Here is an 18,070-nt window from a genome sequence, read left to right as displayed (position 1 = left end):
TCTGGGACCCAGGTATTAACCAACGAACGGTCCATTTTCTCTAGAACCCGGCCTCCACCGACTCAGCCCCATTCAAGCGTCAGCCCCAGCACAAATGGGCCCATACCCGGCAAATAATGGCATAGCGCCAGCCAGGTGCTAGCCTCAGACAACTGGCGGCCAGTCACCGCCAGAACTCATAAGGAGCGTGACATGCCTCACACCTGTCAATGCAATTACAAACTAGTCGGTCGTGCTGGCGCAAAATTAGCAACTTCCGCTTTCATACTGTTATCTGGCTGCGCATCACTTGACGACCGACCTGATCTCGGTCGTACCGACAGTGAAATACCAGACCCTGCGCGCTATGAAAAAAGAAGCACTACTTTAAGAGCGGCCGAAAACTGCCACCTAAAATCCTATCGCCAACAACTTTATGCGAAGCCCGATACAAGCGCCGACACCTGCACGGGAAAGGAAATCACAGACTATCGTCCAGAGCTTGGCCTTTCATTATCTGGTGGAGGAATGCGCTCAGCCACCTTCTCCATTGGCGTTCTCGCAGGGCTGCAAAAACAGGGGATTCTTGATCAAATCGATATTGTGTCTTCTGTATCAGGAGGCAGTTATGCCAACTTATGGCTCGTCAACCAACTCTTTGGGGCAACAAACTACCAAGCGTACAGCGCCTCCCCCGAAGAGCTATTCAAAAGCTACTATGTCTACCCCGCCGCGAGAGACGGTTCGAACATTGAGCCAATGGCCAGGCCTGAAAATGCCAGCCCGACAAGCAGACGATTCCAAACCTACATAGAGAACAACAGCTATTTGATCACTCAGACACAGGACTCATATTACGGTGCGTTCATCGATCGAAGTGCCTATCTAGGCGAGATGACCGCGCGCACAGCGCTTTGGATTCCCTCCGTCCCACTTAACATGATCGCCAATGGACTTTTTCGATGGCAGCTCAATCTTAATCCCTGGGAATCAGCCTATAAAAAAGGAATAGCGAGAACTTTTGGTGCTTTCCCGACAGGCTGGCACTCCACTTTAGGTAAGCCGCTACCCAATTATGACGAACTGGCGAATGCCGCAAAGCTAGGGGAAATACCCTTTTTCATCATTAATACAACAGCCGCCTATGGAGGGAATATTGAATGGTTGCGCACATCCGATTTAGCTGGCTTTAATTCGGACCTGGCAAGCGTCGTCTATGAGTTCTCACCTTTAGCCTACGGTAATACCGCGTTTGGTTATTGTGACTATCAAGACAAAAAAAATAGAGACACCTATGACGTGCTCTGTCACCCCGCTGAAGCCCCTAAACTATCCGAAGCCGTTATGATGTCGGGGGCTGCCGTCGACGCATTGAAGTTATCCGACCTGCCTTTGGTTTACGTTGGCTTGGACGCGACCGCTGACGCATTGAATCTATCGCTAGGTCAATATGTGACCAATCCTCGTGTCGCGCCAGCAACGAGAGCCTGGCATAAAGCGCTTCCCTTTCCGTTCTACTTTGCCGCGAATCAAAAATATGATGAAACTCGAGACTCCGTTTACTTAAGCGATGGTGGCCACTCGGAAAATCTGGGCATGTACGCATTGATTAAAAGACGCGTTAAAAACATTATCACGATCGATGCAGAACACGAAGCGACTAGCGCAGGCGATAAACGCCTGGCTGTTTTTGATGCTTTACAGCGTTTACGATGCCACCTCGGCAAAGAGGAAGGACTAAAATTTTACAAGGTAGAAGGTACTGCAACAATTCCCGACAAGTTTTTAGATGCAGATGCCTGCACAACGTTCACACGACAGGATCTCGACTTCAACTTTATCAGCGCCAATCCTTTTTTTCGCTTTGACATTTGTCCGAATCAAGGGTGCACACCAGAGAACCGCATGCGAGTGTTGTACGTAAAACTATCAATCAATGAAACAGCTATGCCTCCAAATACTCACTGGCGAGAGAGGCTGTCGAATTGCGATGACGGCAATGACTTCTCCTGCGAAGCAATCTGGCTCTACATGGAGGAGCTTTCCGAATGCAAACGTGACTGGTTTGGCGGGTGTGATCGCTTCCCCCAAGTCGCCACCAAAGACATCAACTACCCCAGAACACAAGTTAATGGTCATCGAGCGTTGGGTTATGATATTGGACGCAGGATCAGCCTCTCGGAACAAGGCCCGGCAGGACAACCTTTCAAATCCTGGACTCCAATAGAAAGTGCTTCCACTGGCTCATCTGATTTTTAGCCCAAGGGTGCCAAGCTTCACCTTTATCGCCTTGGCTCCGTAGCCATGAACCACGCCAGCCCTCCAGAGCTGGCGTGGTGTCCCGTCAAGCCTGCTTGTAGCCCCGCACCTCATCCACCCCGCGGTTGGCCAGTTGGTCGGCCCGTTCATTGCCGTGGTGGCCGATGTGGCCGCGCACCCACTTCCAGGTGACGTTGTGACGGTTGACCTGCTCGTCCAGCAGCATCCAGAGGTCGGCGTTTTTCACCGGCTCCTTCGCGGCCGTCTTCCAGCCGCGCTTCTTCCAATTGGCCATCCACTCATTGATGCCCTTCATGACGTACTGCGAGTCGGTGACCAACAGAACGTCACAGGAACGCTTGAGTTCTTCCAGGCCACGGATGGCGCCCATCAGCTCCATGCGATTGTTGGTGGTATTGGCTTCACCGCCCCAGAGTTCCTTCTCCACCCCTTTGCACACCAGCAGCGCGCCCCAGCCGCCGGGGCCGGGATTGCCCTTGCAGGCGCCATCAGTGAAGAGTTCTACGCTATCGCTCATGCCAATCTATCCAGAAAAAATGCAAAGGCCCGCCGATCGGGGCGACACCGCCCGAAGCCGAAATGCCGGCAGGCCATCAGAAAAGGGTTACGGCTCGATGTGGCGACGATTGACCTTGGCCATCGGCAAAGGAATCAGCTTGCCCATCGGCTCGCGTCGCGCCTGACGAACCGGGCGCAGCCCGACCGCGATCTTGCGCGCCACCAACAAATAGAAACCACCACCGGACAACTGCCAGTCACCGGCCTTGCGCTCCCAACCGGCCAGACGGGCCTGCCACTTGGGCGACGCAAGCGGCGGACGATAGCACCCGAAGCGGCGTTTCTCCAGCGCGAAGCCCAGCAGGTTCAGCCAGTCGCCGACCCGCGAGGCCGAGATGCAGCGCGCCTGGCGCAAGGCATCGTGGGCGAACACGTGCCGCAACCCCCAACTGCTCCAGGGGTTGATGCCGATGATCAACAGATGCCCGCCGGGACGCACGCTGCTGGCGGCTTCACGCAGCAAGCCGTGGGGCGACAGGCAGAAATCCAGGCCGTGCTGCAGCACCACCACGTCGGCGGCGTGCTCGCTCAAGGGCCAGGCCTGCTCTTCGCAGACAATCTCTACCCCGGGCAATGGCGCTCCCAGGCGGACATTGCGCTGGACCTGCGGTGCCGACGGCGGCGTCTGCGCCGAAGGCCCGTAATGCACCAGGTAGCCGCCGAAGAACCGGCCCAGCTCGTCTTCGAGCATGCGCCGTTCTTCTTCCAGCAAAAATTGCCCGACAGGGCCGGACAGCCATTCACGGGCCGCGCTGATCAACGCCAGCCAGTCAGGATCAGCCTGAGCGAACGCTTCATCGGTCATTGCATTCTCCAACGCGTCAGGAAGTTCTAAGATGCGCCTTTGTTTTCCGCTTGGCGAATTCCGCGATGATACAGATCAGTGCCCTGCCCGCGTTCACCGATAACTACATCTGGTTGCTACAGGATCACGCGACCCAACGCTGCGCCGTGGTCGACCCGGGTGATGCCGCGCCCGTGCAAGCCTGGCTCGACGCCCACCCAGGCTGGGCCTTGAGCGACATATTGATCACCCACCATCACCATGATCATGTCGGCGGCGTCGAGGTGCTGAAAAACGCAACGCGCGCCACCGTCCATGGCCCGGCCAGTGAAAACATCCCGGCGCGGGATGTGGCGCTCAATGACCACGACACGCTCAGCGTGCTCGGCCTGGATTTCGAGGTCTACGCCGTACCGGGACACACCTTGGGGCATATCGCCTACTACCACCACGGCCTGCTGTTTTGTGGCGACACGCTGTTTGCCGCCGGTTGCGGCCGGCTCTTCGAAGGGACGCCTGGGCAAATGTACCACTCCCTCAGCCGCCTCGCCGCCCTGCCCGAAGATACGCTGGTCTACTGCACCCATGAATATACCCTCAGCAACCTGAAGTTTGCCGCCGCGGTGGAACCGGGCAATCCAGATATCACCGCCCGTCTGGAAAAAGTCAGCCGGCAACGCCACGAAGGCGTCATTACCCTGCCCTCGACCCTGGCCCTGGAAAAGCTCACTAATCCCTTCCTGCGCACCGCCGAAACATCTGTTAAACAAAAAGCAGACGAACGGAACGGCCAGCGTAACGAGACGCCGACCGAGGTTTTTGCGGCCTTGAGGGCTTGGAAAGATAAGTTCTAAGGGCGCTATCGATTGATACAAAAATTCTGAATGGTTGACCTGTTGGGGTGCGCTTCCTAGAATCGGCCGACATTTTTGCCCGGAACTTACTTCCAGCCAATGTCGTCATCTATACGCAGGTCCGTCCAGTCAGACACATTGACCCGCTTGGCTCAAGCCATTGCGGTGGCTGTGTCCGCCACCCTGGCGGGCTGCCAGAGCACGGGCCAGGCGCCGCAAACCGACGCGGCCCACACGCCGAACATCGCCGCTCGCGCCAAGCAAAAACCGATCTGGCTCACTGAAAAACCTACCCCTCAAGTGCCCCAGGACGTCTGGGAACGCATGCGCCAGGGCTTCCAGCTGCAAGAAACCGCCGGCGTCAATCCACGTATCGAGCAACAGCGCCTGTGGTTCGCCAGCAATCCGTCCTTCCTGGAAAACGCCGGCGAGCGTGGCAGCCTGTACATCCATTACATCGTCGAACGCCTCGAAGAACGCAACATGCCGCTGGAGCTGGCGCTGCTGCCGGTGATCGAGAGCGCCTACAACCCGATGGCCTATTCCCGGGCCAATGCGGTGGGGCTGTGGCAATTCATCCCGTCCACGGGGCGTTACTTCAACCTGCGCCAGACCCGCTTCTATGACGGCCGTCGCGATATCACCGCGTCCACCACGGCCGCCATGGACTACCTGACGCGCCTGCACGACATGTTCAACGGCGACTGGCTGCTGGCGCTGGCGGCGTACAACGCAGGCGAAGGCACGGTCAGCCGCGCCATCGAGCGCAACGAAAAGCTTGGCCTGCCCACCGATTACTGGAACCTGCCGCTGCCCAGCGAAACCCAGGCCTACGTGCCGAAGCTGCTGGCGTTATCCCAGTTGGTGCTCTCCCCCGATGCCTATGGCGTGAACCTCAACCCGATCGCCAACGAACCGTATTTCCAGGTCGTCGAAATCAACCAGCGCATGGACCTTTCCAAGGTCGCGGCGGTGGCCAACATCGACGAAGACGAACTGTTCCAGCTCAACCCGGCCTTCAAGCAGCGCACCACCATCGACGGTCCGCAACACCTGCTGGTGCCCACGTCCAAGGCCCAGTTGCTGACCGCCAGCCTGTCGACCATGCGTCCGGAAGAGTTGATCAGCCAGCGCTCGCTCAAGCCGGTGTTCGAGAGCGCCGATGACAGCGACGTGGAAGGCGCCAGGCGCAGCTACCGCGTCAAGCGCGGCGATAACCTGGCCCAGATTGCCAAGGCCAACAATGTCCAGACCAAAGACCTGCAACGCTGGAACAAGCTCAGTGGCAATAAACTCAAGGTCGGCCAGACCCTGGTGATGCAGGACACCAAGGCCACCAAGGCCACCGGCAAGCGCATCAGCACCGTGGTCGCCGCCAACAGCAAGGATCAAAAGAAGCAGACCCAATACAAGGTCAAGCAGGGCGACTCGTTGTACGTAGTGGCCAAGCGCTTCAACGTCGAAATGCAGCACCTCAAGCGCTGGAATCCACGGATGGGCAAGGCCCTCAAGCCTGGGCAGATGCTGACGGTTTACTCCCCCCACTAAGCCTCGCGGTGGCCGAGGGGATTTTTGTGGTGAGGGGATTTATCCCCGTTGGGCTGCGAAGCAGCCCCAATTGACGATGTCCCAGACAGAGCGAGGGGGCCGCTTAGCGCCCCAGCGGGGATAAATCCCCTCGCCACAAGTGCTGTGCTCGGCAGGAACCACTGAACCAACGGCTCTCTCCCTATCCCCGCCTTTTTCCTGCCGATACAAGCTGTTACTGTACAGGCCATAAAAGCCCAAGCCGCCTGGATCGAATCTCAGACTTGATACGTCCCCTCCTCCTGCTCCTGATCAGCCTGGCCTTGAGTTCTCCCGCCAGCGCAACCATCAGCGAAAGCCATGGCTATGCGCAGTTCGGCACGCTCAAGTACCCGGCCAGATTCACCCACTTCGACTGGGTCAATCCGCAAGCGCCCAAGGGCGGTACCTTGCGGGTCATGGCATTTGGCACCTTCGATACGCTCAACCCCTACACCTTCAAGGGCAGCAGCCCGGTCTCCACGCCGAATTTCCTGCAATACGGCATCAACGAACTGAACGAGCCACTGATGGTCGGCACCGGCCAGTACGCACCGTCCGGTGATGAACCGACGTCGAGCTACGGCCTGATCGCCCAATCGGTGGAGTACAGCGAAGACCGCAGTTGGGTGGTGTTCAACTTGCGGCCCGAAGCGCGATTTCACGATGGTGTGCCGATCACCGCCTATGACGTGGCGTTCTCCTATAGAACCCTGCTCAAGGACGGTCACCCGCAATACCGCACAAACCTGCAGGAAGTGCTGCGAGTCGATATTCTCAACCCGCTGAAAATCCGCTTTGTCTTCAAGCGCGCGGGCAATCCGCTGCTGATCCTGCGCCTGGGTGAGCTGCCGGTGCTGCCCCAGCATTACTGGAAAGACCGCGACTTCAAGGCCACCACATTCGAGCCGCCCCTGGGCAGCGGGCCTTATCGCATCACCAAAGTGCAGCCGGGTCGCCAACTGGTGTTCGAGCGGGTCAAGGATTACTGGGGCAAGGACCTGCCGGTCAATCGCGGCAAATACAACTACAACCGAATGGAGGTGGAGTTCTACCGCGACAGCGAAGTCGCCTTCGAAGCCTTCAAGGCCGGCGAGTTCGACATCTACATCGAACACCAGGCCAAGAACTGGGCCAACGGCTACGACTTTCCGGCGATCAAGCGCGGCGATGTGATCAAGGCACAGATACCCCACCAGATCCCGACCCAGACCCAGGGCCTGTTCATGAACACCCGGCGCGGCACGTTTGCCGAGGCCAAGGTTCGCGAGGCCTTGGGGCTGATGTTCGATTTCGAGTGGACCAACCGCACGCTGTTCAGCGGCGCCTACAAACGCACTCTCAGCTATTACCCCAACAGCGAATTCTCCGCCAGCGGCCTTCCGGTGGGCCACGAATGGCTGTTGCTCAAGCCCTACCGTGAACAATTGCCGCCCAAACTGCTCACCGAACCCTTCAGCCTGCCCAAGACCGATGGTCGCGGCATCCCCCGGGAAACCCTGCGCAAAGCCTTGAGCTTATTGAAGGAAGCCGGTTGGACCCTCAACGGCCAGCGACTGGTGAACGCCGCCAGCCAGCCCCTGACCTTCGAGATCCTCTTGGTAAATCCGAACCTGGAGCGCATCCTGCAGCCCTACGTTGAAAACCTCGCCAGCATCGGCATCCAGGCCCGGCTGCGCACGGTGGACCGCGCCCAGTACAAACAGAGGCTGGACCAGTTCGACTTCGACATGATCCTGCTGACCTTGAACCAGACCCTCAGTCCGGGCCTGGAACAATGGCAGTACTTCCATTCCAGCCAGGTCGGGGTCAAGGGCAGTAAGAACTACGCGGGGATCGCCAACCCCGTGGTCGATCACTTGTTGGAAAAACTCTTGGCCGCCCGAACCCGTGACGAACAGGTCGCCGCCGGCAAGGCCCTGGATCGCGTACTGCTGTGGCAGCATTACTGCATTCCCAACTGGTATCTCAATTATCATCGCCTGGCGTACCGCAACCGGTTCGCCTTCGTCACCACGCCGCCCTATACCCTGGGTCTGAGCGCATGGTGGCTGAAATCTTCGGAGAAAGATCAATGAAGCCTTTTCGCGCCCTGCTCCTGCAGGCCAGCAGCCTGTTATTCGCCGGGCTGGCCTGCGCTGCGCCGCAGCACGCCTTGACCTTGTACAACGAACCGCCGAAATACCCGGCCGACTTCAAGCATTTCGACTACGTGAACCCCGACGCGCCCAAGGGCGGCGTGTTCCGCCAGGGCGGGTTTGGCGGCTTCGACAGCCTCAACCCGTTCATCAGCAAAGGTGTACCGGCCGATGACATCGGCCTGATCTACGACACCCTGGCCAAGCAGGGCCTGGACGAACCCTTCACCGAATACGGTCTGATCGCCGAAAAAATCGAGAAAGCCCCCGACAATGGCTGGGTGCGCTTCTACCTGCGCCCCGAAGCGCGCTTCAACGACGGTCATCCGGTGCGCGCCGAAGACGTGGTCTTCAGCTTCCAGACCCTGACCAAGGACGGCGCGCCGATGTTCCGCGGCTATTACAACGACGTCGCCGAAGTGATCGCCGAAACCCCGCTCAAAGTGCTGTTCAAGTTCAAGCACACCAACAACCGCGAATTGCCGTTGATCCTCGGCCAATTGCCGGTATTGCCAAAACACTGGTGGGCCGAGCGCGACTTCAACAAAGGCAACCTGGAGATTCCCCTTGGCAGCGGGCCCTACAAGGTCACCGAAGTGAAGGCCGGGCGTTCGATTCGCTATGAACGTGTGAAGGACTATTGGGGCAAGGACCTGCCGGTCAATCGTGGCTTCTACAATTTCGACGTACTGACCACCGACTACTACCGCGACAACACCGTCGCGGTCGAGGCCCTGAAAGCCGGGCAGTTCGATTTCTGGCTGGAAATGACCGCCAAGAACTGGGCCAACGCCTACAACATCCCCGCCGTGACCGAGGGTCGGCTGATCAAGGAGCAGATCCCCAACGGCAACCCCACCGGCATGCAGGGCTTTATCTACAACCTGCGCCGACCGGTCTTCCAGGATGTGCGGGTGCGCAAGGCCTTGAGCCTGCTGCTGGATTTCGAGTGGACCAACAAGCAACTGTTCAACGGCGCCTACGCCCGCACCCGCAGCTATTTCGAAAATTCGGAAATGGCCGCCACCGGCCTGCCCGGCGAAGACGAACTGAAGATTCTAGAACCCCTGCGCGGCAAGGTTCCCGAGCAGGTCTTCACCGAAGCTTTCCAGCCTTCGATGTGCGACGGCAGCGGCATGATCCGCGACCACCAGCGCAAGGCCTACCAATTGCTGCAAGAGGCCGGCTGGCGCATCGTCGACGACAAAATGGTCGATGCCCAAGGCAAACCGGTGGTGCTGGAGTTCCTGCTGGCCCAGACCGAGTTCGAGCGAGTGCTGCTGCCGTTCAAGCGCAACCTGAGCGACCTGGGCATTGAACTGGTGATCCGCCGTGTGGACGTGTCCCAGTACATCAACCGTGTGCGCTCCCGGGACTTCGACCTGGTGGTGGGCAGCTTCCCGCAATCCAGCTCGCCGGGTAACGAGCAGCGTGAGTTCTGGATGACGGCCGCCGCCGACAAGCCCGGCAGCCGCAATACCATGGGACTGAAGGATCCGGCCGTCGACCAGTTGGTGGAGCAACTGATCAACGCCGATTCGCGCAAGAGCCTGGTGGCCCACGCCCGGGCGCTGGACCGGGTCCTGCAATGGGGCTACTACGTGATTCCCAACTGGCACATCAAGACCTGGCGCGTCGCCTACTGGAACCACATCGGCCATCCGAAAATCACGCCGACCTATGACATCGGCACCACCACCTGGTGGGTCAAGCCGGACACCAAGCCGGCCATCGAGGTAGAAAAGCAAGTCATGGAACAACAGATCAACACCGCTCCTGCGAGCGTGGAGTAACCCGATGCTGGCTTATATCTTTAGGCGGCTGCTGCTGATCATCCCGACTCTGTTCGGCATCCTGTTGATCAACTTCGTCATCATCCAGGCCGCGCCCGGCGGGCCGGTAGAGCAAATGATCGCCAAGCTCGAAGGCTTCGAAGGCGCCACCAGCCGCATTGCCGGCGGCGGTGCCGAAGTCTCGGTGGCCGGCTCCTCCTATCGCGGCGCCCAGGGCCTGGATCCTGCGCTGGTCAAGGAAATCGAGCGCATGTACGGCTTCGACAAGTCGGCCCCCGAACGCCTGTGGATCATGATCAAGAACTACGCCCACCTGGACTTCGGCGACAGTTTCTTTCGCGATGCCAAGGTCATCGACCTGATCAAGGAAAAGATGCCGGTGTCCATTTCCCTCGGGTTGTGGAGCACATTGATCATGTACCTGGTGTCGATCCCGCTGGGGATCGCCAAGGCCACGCGGCACGGCAGCCACTTCGACGTGTGGACCAGTTCGGCGATCATCGTCGGCTATGCGATCCCGTCGTTCCTGTTCGCCATCCTGCTGATCGTGGTGTTTGCCGGCGGCAGTTATTTCGACTGGTTCCCGTTGCGCGGACTGACCTCCAATAACTTCGACGAACTGAGCACGGGCGGCAAGATCCTCGATTACTTCTGGCACCTGGCCTTGCCCGTGACCGCCCTGGTGATCGGCAACTTCGCCACCATGACCCTGCTGACCAAGAACAGCTTCCTCGACGAAATCAACAAGCAATACGTGGTCACCGCCAAGGCCAAGGGCCTGACCCGTCATCGGGTGCTCTACGGCCACGTGTTTCGCAATGCCATGCTGCTGGTGATCGCCGGTTTCCCTTCGGCGTTCATCGGGATCTTCTTCACCGGTTCCTTGCTGGTGGAAGTGATTTTCTCCCTCGACGGCCTCGGGCTGATGAGTTTCGAAGCAGCCATCAACCGTGACTACCCGGTGGTGTTCGGCACCCTGTTCATCTTCACCCTGCTGGGGCTGGTGGTGAAACTGATCGGCGACCTGACCTACACCTTTGTCGATCCGCGTATCGACTTCGAAAGCCGGGAGCATTGAGATGAACCTGTCCCCTCTCAATCGCCGGCGCTTCGAACTGTTCAAGGCCAACAAGCGTGGCTGGTGGTCGCTGTGGCTGTTTTTGATCCTGTTCGCCCTGAGTCTGGGCGCCGAGTTGATCGCCAACGACAAGCCGCTGGTGGTGCACTACGACGGCGGCTGGTATTTCCCGGCCGTCAAGCGCTACCCGGAAACCACCTTCGGCGGCGAATTCCCGCTGGAAGCCAACTACAAGAGCCCGTACATCCGTGAATTGCTGGCGGCCAAGGACGCCTGGGTGCTGTGGGCGCCGATTCCGTTCAGCTACCAGAGCATCAACTACGACCTGAAGGTCCCGGCCCCGGCGCCACCCTCCTCCGTGAATTGGTTGGGCACCGATGACCAGGGCCGCGATGTCCTGGCGCGGGTGATCTACGGCTTTCGCATCTCGGTGCTGTTCGCCCTGACGCTGACGGTGCTCAGCTCGATCATCGGCGTGATCGCCGGCGCCTTGCAGGGCTTCTATGGCGGCTGGGTCGACCTGGCCGGCCAGCGCTTCCTGGAGATCTGGTCCGGGCTGCCAGTGCTGTACCTGCTGATCATCCTCGCCAGTTTCGTGCAACCGAACTTCTGGTGGCTGCTGGGGATCATGCTGCTGTTTTCCTGGATGAGCCTGGTGGACGTGGTTCGCGCCGAGTTCCTGCGCGGACGCAACCTGGAATACGTGCGTGCAGCGCGGGCGCTGGGCATGCAGAACGGGGCGATCATGTTCCGCCACATCTTGCCCAACGCCATGGTCTCGACCATGACCTTCATGCCGTTCATCCTCACCGGCGCCATCGGCACCCTCACCGCCCTGGATTTCCTCGGTTTCGGCTTGCCTCCCGGCGCGCCGTCCCTGGGCGAGCTGGTGGCCCAGGGCAAATCCAACCTCCAGGCGCCATGGCTGGGCATGAGTGCGTTCGCCGTGCTGGCCCTGATGCTGAGCCTGTTGGTGTTCATCGGCGAGTCCGCTCGCGATGCCTTCGATCCGAGGAAGTGATATGAACCAGGACAATCTGATCGAAGTGCGCGACCTGGCGGTGGAGTTCATTGTCGGCGAACGCCGTCAGCGGGTGGTCGAGGGCGTCAGCTTCGATATCAAGCGCGGCGAAACCCTGGCCCTGGTGGGTGAAAGCGGCTCCGGCAAGTCGGTCACCGCCCACTCGATCCTGCGGCTGCTGCCCTACCCGCTGGCCCATCATCCAAGCGGGACCATCCAGTATGCCGGGCAGGACTTGCTGGGGCTGAAAGAAAAAACCATCCGTCATATCCGGGGCAACCGGATCGCGATGATCTTCCAGGAGCCGATGACATCCCTGAATCCGCTGCACTGCATTGAAAAACAGATCAATGAAGTGCTCGGTATCCACAAGGGCCTGAGCGGCAAGGTCGCGACCCGCCGGACTCTTGAGCTGCTGGAGTTGGTCGGCATTCCCGAGCCCCACAAGCGCCTCAAGGCCCTGCCCCATGAATTATCCGGTGGCCAGCGCCAGCGGGTGATGATCGCCATGGCCCTGGCCAACGAGCCGGAACTGCTGATCGCCGACGAGCCGACCACGGCCCTGGACGTCACCGTCCAGCTGAAAATCCTCGAATTGCTCAAGCAATTGCAGGCGCGATTGGGCATGTCGCTGCTGCTGATCAGCCACGATTTGAACCTGGTGCGAAGAATTGCTCACCGCGTATGTGTCATGCAGCGCGGTTGCATCGTCGAACAGGCATCGTGCGAAGAGTTGTTCCGCGCGCCGCAGCATCCGTACACTCGGGAACTGCTGGCCGCCGAGCCCAGCGGCACCCCGGCGACCAACGTCGTCGGCCCGCCGCTGTTGCAGGTCGAGGACCTGAAAGTCTGGTTCCCGATCAAGAAAGGTTTGTTCAAGCGCACGGTCGACTACATTAAGGCCGTGGACGGTATCCGCTTCAGCCTGCCCCAGGGCCAGACCCTGGGCATCGTCGGCGAAAGCGGTTCCGGCAAGTCCACCCTGGGCCTGGCGATCTTGCGGTTGATCGGCAGCCAAGGCGGGATCCGCTTCGAAGGCAAGCAGCTGGACAGCCTGACGCAGCAGCAGGTCCGGCCGCTGCGCCGGGAGATGCAAGTGGTGTTTCAGGACCCGTTCGGCAGCCTGAGCCCAAGGATGTGTGTGAGCCAGATCGTCGGTGAAGGCCTGCGGATCCATAAGATCGGCAGCGAAGCCGAACAGGAACAAGCGATAATCGCGGCATTGAAGGAGGTAGGCCTGGATCCGGAAACCCGGAACCGCTACCCCCATGAATTTTCCGGAGGGCAACGGCAGCGTATCGCCATTGCCCGGGCCCTGGTGCTCAAGCCGGCGTTGATTCTGCTGGATGAACCGACGTCGGCCCTGGACCGTACCGTGCAACGCCAGGTGGTGGAGCTGTTGCGGTCGCTGCAAACCAAGTACAACCTGACGTACCTGTTTATCAGCCATGACCTGGCTGTCGTCAAAGCGCTGAGCCACCAGTTGATGGTGGTCAAGCATGGCCAAGTGGTCGAACAAGGTGATGCCCGCAGCATATTCGCCGCGCCGCAACACCCCTATACACAGCAGTTGCTGGAGGCCGCCTTCCTGGCCCCAACAGCTGCCGAATAACCTGAAAGAGGAGCAACACATGGGTTTTCTCGCCGGTAAGCGCGTACTGATCGTCGGTGTCGCCAGCAAGCTGTCCATCGCATCCGGCATCGCCGCCGCCATGCATCGCGAGGGCGCTGAGCTTGCCTTCACTTATCAGAACGACAAACTCAAGGGTCGTGTCGAAGAGTTCGCACAAGGCTGGGGCTCGAGCCCTGAACTGTGCTTCCCATGCGACGTGGCCAGCGATGAAGAAATCGCCAAGGTCTTCGAAGCACTGGGCAAGAAGTGGGACGGCCTGGACTGCATCGTGCATTCCGTGGGCTTCGCCCCGGGCGACCAGCTGGACGGCGACTTCACCGAAGCCACCACCCGCGAAGGTTTCCGCATTGCCCACGACATCAGCGCCTACAGCTTCGTGGCCCTGGCCAAGGCCGGTCGCGAAATGATGAAAGGCCGCAATGGCAGCCTGCTGACCCTGTCGTACCTGGGCGCCGAGCGCACCATGCCGAACTACAACGTCATGGGCATGGCCAAGGCTTCCCTGGAAGCTGGCGTGCGTTACCTGGCCGGCTCCCTGGGCCCGGACGGTACCCGCGTCAACTGCGTATCGGCCGGCCCGATCCGCACCCTCGCCGCCTCCGGCATCAAGAACTTCCGCAAGATGCTGGCCGCCAACGAAGCGCAGACCCCACTGCGTCGCAACGTCACCATCGAAGAAGTCGGCAACGCCGGCGCCTTCCTGTGCTCGGACCTGGCGTCGGGCATCAGCGGTGAAATCATGTACGTGGACGGCGGCTTCAACACCACCGCCATGGGCAACCTCGAAGAGTAATCTTCGCGTCAGCCCTGCATAAAAACGCCGCTTGCCCTGAAAAGGACAAACGGCGTTTTTTGTCCCCCTATTTCCCAGTCACCGCAATCCCCCTGTGGGAGCGAGATTGCTCGCGATGGCGGTGGGTCAGCTTGCATTGATGTTGGCTGTGCTGACGCCTTCGCGGGCAAGCCCGCTCCCACATTGGTCCCGGGTGTTCATAGAAGTCGCGCCCACCCCACATCCCCTGTGGGAGCGAGCTTGCTCGCGATGGCGGTGGGTCAGCTTGCATCAACGCTGAATGTACGCCGTCAACCCGACTTCACAGTCAGCGCCGCAGCGCCTGTTTCTGGGCATACATGGCCGCATCCGCTTCGGCTAACAGGTTGTAGATCGACGAATGCTGCCGGGGGTCGTATTCGATCTGGCCCACGCTGAAGTGGATGTCATAGCCACGATGCAGCATCGCATTGCGCTCATCGAGGATTTCCTTGAGCCGCGCCACAACCGCCGAGGTCTCGACATGGGAAGAGCCGGTGAGCAACGCCACGAACTCATCGCCACCCAAACGGCCGATCACATCGCTTTCGCGAAAGGCGATGCGCAGCACATCGGCGAACGCCTTCAGCGCAGCATCGCCCTCGGCATGCCCGAAGCGGTCATTGATGGATTTGAAATCATTGAGATCGAAGAACAGCAACGTCGCCGGGCGCGACAGACGGTCGCAAACACTCAATGCGTGCTGGGCCAGCATCTTGAAGCCGCGCCGATTGGACAGCAGGGTCAGTTCGTCCATGCTCGCCATCTGTACGGCAATCATTTCCTGCTCGGCCATGCGCGCCAGGTCACGCAGCAGCTCGCGCTCTTCGTCATTAAGCGTGCGCGGTCGGGTATCGAGCAGGCACAACGTACCGAGCTTGCTGCCATCGGCCAGCCCCAACGGATACCCCGCGTAGAAGCGAATGCCAGGCTTGTCCGTGACCAACGGATTGTCGTGGAAGCGCTCGTCCTGTTCCGCGTCGCAGATCTCCAGGATCTGATCCTGCAAAATCGCATGCCCACAAAAGGAAACTTCACGCGGGGTTTCGCTGGCATCCAGGCCGGCACTGGACTTGAACCACTGCCGGTTGGCGTCCACCAGGGACACCAGGGCGATGGGCACGTCAAACAGACGCCGGGCGAGGCGGGTCAGGCGGTCAAACCGCTCTTCGGGTGCGGTATCGAGCAGCTTGAGCGAATGCAGATTCTTGAGGCGAACGGCCTCGTTGTCCGGTTTACCTGGCGCAAGCATCGGGAACTCCATGGGCGGGACTTCATGGAGTCTAGTTCAGGGCCACTGCCGATCAAACCGAACGGCCAAATCAATCGGGCATTTGCCGGCGTGGCCTAATACACTGCTTCACAGGTTCAAGACGAGGACGCTGACCGATGAAGCACGCCACCCATGACGCCGCCCCACGCTTCTGGCACGACGCGGCCCTGCCCTTCATCGAAGCCCGGGCCATCGCCGATGGGCGCAAGGTCTGCTATTCACGCCACTCCCACGACCATTTTTCCATCGGAGCGATCACCGCCGGGCGCAGCACCTACATTCATGAGCGGTCGAATTTCCAGGTGCAGTGCGGCACGGTGGTGCTGATGAACCCCGGCGATGTCCATGCGTGCAACCCGGTCGACGATGAGCCGTGGTCGTATGTGATGCTGTACGTCGATACCCAATGGCTGAGGGGTTTGCAACGCCGCATCGGCTTCGATGAAACCCTGGAGTTCCAGAGCTTTGCCACAACCCACAGCCGTGATGTCGAGCTGTTTGCCGCGCTGCAAGGGTTGTATGGGCAACTGGTGGATGAGCAGATCGACACCGACCGCAAGCGCATCGCCGCCGAGGCGTTTTTCACTGACCTGCAACAACGGCTCAACCCTGCCGGCCGTCCGGACCGGGGCAGCCATCCGGGTTTGATGCGCGCGGCGCAGTTCATCCACGACCATTGCAGCGAAGCGTTGAAGCTCGAGGACATCTGCACCGCGGCGCAACTCTCGCCGTCCTACCTGAGTCGCGCCTTCAAGCGTCATTACGGGATGACGCCCCATGCTTTCCTGGTCAATCGCCGGATCCAGTTCGCCCGCCGCCAATTACGCGAAGGCAAGCTGATCGCCGACGTGGCGCTGGAGAGCGGGTTTGCCGACCAGGCGCATTTCCAGCGGGCCTTCAAGCAACACCTGGCGGCCACGCCGGGCCAGTATCGCGGTTGAGCTTCTCCTGCTGTTCCGACCACAACAGCGGACCCCGCCTCAAGGCAACACCAAATACACCGCGCTTGCCACCAGCAACACCGCCATCGCTCGGTTGAACAGGCGCAGGCTCGCCGGATTGCCCAGCCAGGAGCGCAGAAAACTGCCGGCATAAGCCCAGCAGCCCACCGAGATGTAACAGATCACCAGGTAGACTGCCGCAAACTGCCACACCAGCCGTGCCTCGCCATCGGCCACGAACGCGCCCATCCCCGCCACGCAGGCCAGCCAGGCCTTGGGATTGAGCCATTGCATCAGCGCGCCGTAGAACATCGACGGCGCCCGACCCTCGTCCTTGGCGCCCAGGTGCCCGTTGTCCAACGCCAACTTCCATGCCATGAACAACAGAAACGCCACGCCCCCCAGTTGCACCACCCGCGTGAGCCCGGGCCAGCGTTGCAGCACTTCATGCAACCCAAGCCCCATCAGCACCAGCAGCAAGACAAACCCCAGGGTCGCTCCCGCCACATGGCGCAAGGTCGCTCGAAACCCATACCGGGCCCCGGAACTGAGGGCCACAATGTTGACCGGCCCAGGCGTAATGGAGGCGACCAAGGCAAACGCCGCCATGGAAAGAATCAGACTCATCGCAAACCTTCTTCATATCTGTGAAGTGGCGATCAAGGTAAATCGCCCGTTGCTGCCGGTATTGAAGAAAACTGCCTCATAAGGGATCCACGGTGAGTTCACCCATCGAAGCAAAGCCTGCGCCCACAAAAAAGCCGCGACGCCTGAATCAGGCATCGCGGCTTTTTTTGGGATCAGCGGTCGTTCTTGATCGAAGAACTGGTCGCGTTGGTCAGGCCCTTGGTGTTGTGGGTACCCGGAGTAGCCGTGGAAATCGCGGAAGCCTTGGTCAAGCCACGGGTATCGCGGTCTTTGGCGATGCCCGACGTGAGCGAAGCCTTGCTGGTTCGGTCGGTGCGGGTGGTACCGGTATGCTTGCCGCTCACGCCATGGTCGCGCGTAGCGGTGCCGACGTGGTCGCTATCCAGGCCCTTGCCAAGGCCGCTGGATTCGCCGGATTTGCCACCGCCCTTGCCGCCACCGTTACCGCCACCATTGCCACCACCACCGCCACCGCCATGACCACCACCATTGCCACCGCCGGCGGCGTAGCTCGCACCAATGAGCGACAGGTCGGCGGGCAGCAAGGCCGAGGCACCCAGCATCAAGGCACAGACAGCAACAGCGATCAGGGATTTCTTATGTTTGGACATGATGTCTCCGAAAGACAAAAACAGCGGTTGAACCTTTAAGACTCAATGGTTCAACTTTTGTTCGTGAGCATCCGACCAACTGCGCGGAAAATTCACTGTCGA

At 59.9% G+C, this 18,070-nt stretch carries 15 protein-coding genes; 10 read left to right on the top strand and 5 right to left on the bottom strand.

Going from position 1 to position 18,070, the window contains the following annotated elements:
- Positions 1–192: 192 nt before the first annotated feature.
- Positions 193–2,238, top strand: coding sequence for a patatin-like phospholipase family protein (locus tag LOY70_RS12790; protein ID WP_265037182.1), 2,046 nt, complete (start codon positions 193–195; stop codon positions 2,236–2,238).
- 85 nt (positions 2,239–2,323) lie between these two features.
- Here LOY70_RS12790 and rnhA read toward each other — a convergent pair whose 3' ends face one another.
- Both rnhA and LOY70_RS12780 read right to left on the bottom strand, forming a co-directional pair.
- The gene (gene rnhA, locus LOY70_RS12785) at positions 2,324–2,776 is read right to left on the bottom strand and encodes a ribonuclease HI (protein WP_122565618.1); all 453 of its coding nucleotides are present in this window, start codon (positions 2,774–2,776) and stop codon (positions 2,324–2,326) included.
- A gap of 87 nt (positions 2,777–2,863) precedes the next feature.
- Positions 2,864–3,622 (bottom strand): methyltransferase domain-containing protein, encoded by a 759-nt coding sequence (locus LOY70_RS12780; protein WP_123413811.1) that lies wholly within the window; start codon positions 3,620–3,622, stop codon positions 2,864–2,866.
- Between the two features lie 65 nt (positions 3,623–3,687).
- Here LOY70_RS12780 and gloB point away from each other — a divergent pair, with 65 nt between their 5' ends.
- The 8 genes from gloB (at position 3,688) to fabI (ending at position 14,477) form a co-directional block, all read left to right on the top strand.
- Positions 3,688–4,455, top strand: coding sequence for a hydroxyacylglutathione hydrolase (gene gloB, locus LOY70_RS12775; protein WP_265037178.1), 768 nt, complete (start codon positions 3,688–3,690; stop codon positions 4,453–4,455).
- Between the two features lie 99 nt (positions 4,456–4,554).
- Positions 4,555–6,003 carry a transglycosylase SLT domain-containing protein gene (locus LOY70_RS12770; RefSeq protein ID WP_123413813.1) on the top strand — a complete coding sequence of 483 codons (1,449 nt, stop codon included), beginning with the start codon at positions 4,555–4,557 and terminating at the stop codon, positions 6,001–6,003.
- Between the two features lie 263 nt (positions 6,004–6,266).
- Positions 6,267–8,099 (top strand): extracellular solute-binding protein, encoded by a 1,833-nt coding sequence (locus LOY70_RS12765; protein WP_413776633.1) that lies wholly within the window; start codon positions 6,267–6,269, stop codon positions 8,097–8,099.
- Entirely contained in the window at positions 8,096–9,952 is a 1,857-nt protein-coding gene (locus LOY70_RS12760) for an extracellular solute-binding protein (RefSeq protein ID WP_265037176.1), read from the top strand. Before LOY70_RS12765 ends, LOY70_RS12760 begins: the two co-directional genes overlap by 4 nt.
- Before the next feature lie 4 nt (positions 9,953–9,956).
- A complete protein-coding gene (locus LOY70_RS12755; protein ID WP_123341432.1) occupies positions 9,957–11,030 on the top strand; it encodes a microcin C ABC transporter permease YejB in 1,074 nt (357 codons plus the stop codon).
- A 1-nt stretch (position 11,031) separates the two neighbouring features.
- Positions 11,032–12,051 (top strand): ABC transporter permease, encoded by a 1,020-nt coding sequence (locus LOY70_RS12750; protein ID WP_265037173.1) that lies wholly within the window; start codon positions 11,032–11,034, stop codon positions 12,049–12,051.
- Between the two features lies 1 nt (position 12,052).
- The gene (locus LOY70_RS12745) at positions 12,053–13,663 is read left to right on the top strand and encodes an ABC transporter ATP-binding protein (protein WP_265037171.1); all 1,611 of its coding nucleotides are present in this window, start codon (positions 12,053–12,055) and stop codon (positions 13,661–13,663) included.
- A gap of 19 nt (positions 13,664–13,682) precedes the next feature.
- On the top strand, positions 13,683–14,477 hold the full coding sequence (gene fabI, locus LOY70_RS12740; RefSeq protein ID WP_207283146.1) for an enoyl-ACP reductase FabI: 795 nt from the start codon (positions 13,683–13,685) through the stop codon (positions 14,475–14,477).
- Between the two features lie 307 nt (positions 14,478–14,784).
- Here the strand turns inward: fabI and LOY70_RS12735 are convergent, their stop codons facing one another.
- Positions 14,785–15,747, bottom strand: a complete 963-nt coding sequence (locus tag LOY70_RS12735; protein ID WP_265037168.1) for a sensor domain-containing diguanylate cyclase — start codon at positions 15,745–15,747, stop codon at positions 14,785–14,787.
- Positions 15,748–15,884: 137 nt separating this feature from the next.
- Between LOY70_RS12735 and LOY70_RS12730 the strand changes: the two genes are divergently transcribed.
- Positions 15,885–16,709, top strand: a complete 825-nt coding sequence (locus LOY70_RS12730) for a helix-turn-helix transcriptional regulator (RefSeq protein ID WP_265037166.1) — start codon at positions 15,885–15,887, stop codon at positions 16,707–16,709.
- 39 nt (positions 16,710–16,748) lie between these two features.
- On the opposite strand, the gene LOY70_RS12725 is transcribed toward LOY70_RS12730, so the two are convergent.
- Together LOY70_RS12725 and LOY70_RS12720 are read right to left on the bottom strand one after the other, a co-directional pair.
- Complete coding sequence (locus LOY70_RS12725) at positions 16,749–17,336, bottom strand: LysE family translocator (RefSeq protein WP_265037165.1); 588 nt, start codon at positions 17,334–17,336, stop codon at positions 16,749–16,751.
- A gap of 173 nt (positions 17,337–17,509) precedes the next feature.
- Positions 17,510–17,968 carry a hypothetical protein gene (locus tag LOY70_RS12720; RefSeq protein ID WP_265037163.1) on the bottom strand — a complete coding sequence of 153 codons (459 nt, stop codon included), beginning with the start codon at positions 17,966–17,968 and terminating at the stop codon, positions 17,510–17,512.
- Between the last annotated feature and the right edge of the window lie 102 nt (positions 17,969–18,070).

The sequence above is a fragment of the Pseudomonas sp. B21-054 genome (genome assembly GCF_026016345.1).
Classification (GTDB): Bacteria; Pseudomonadota; Gammaproteobacteria; order Pseudomonadales; family Pseudomonadaceae; genus Aquipseudomonas.
This window is presented reverse-complemented; position numbering and strand designations above follow the sequence as displayed.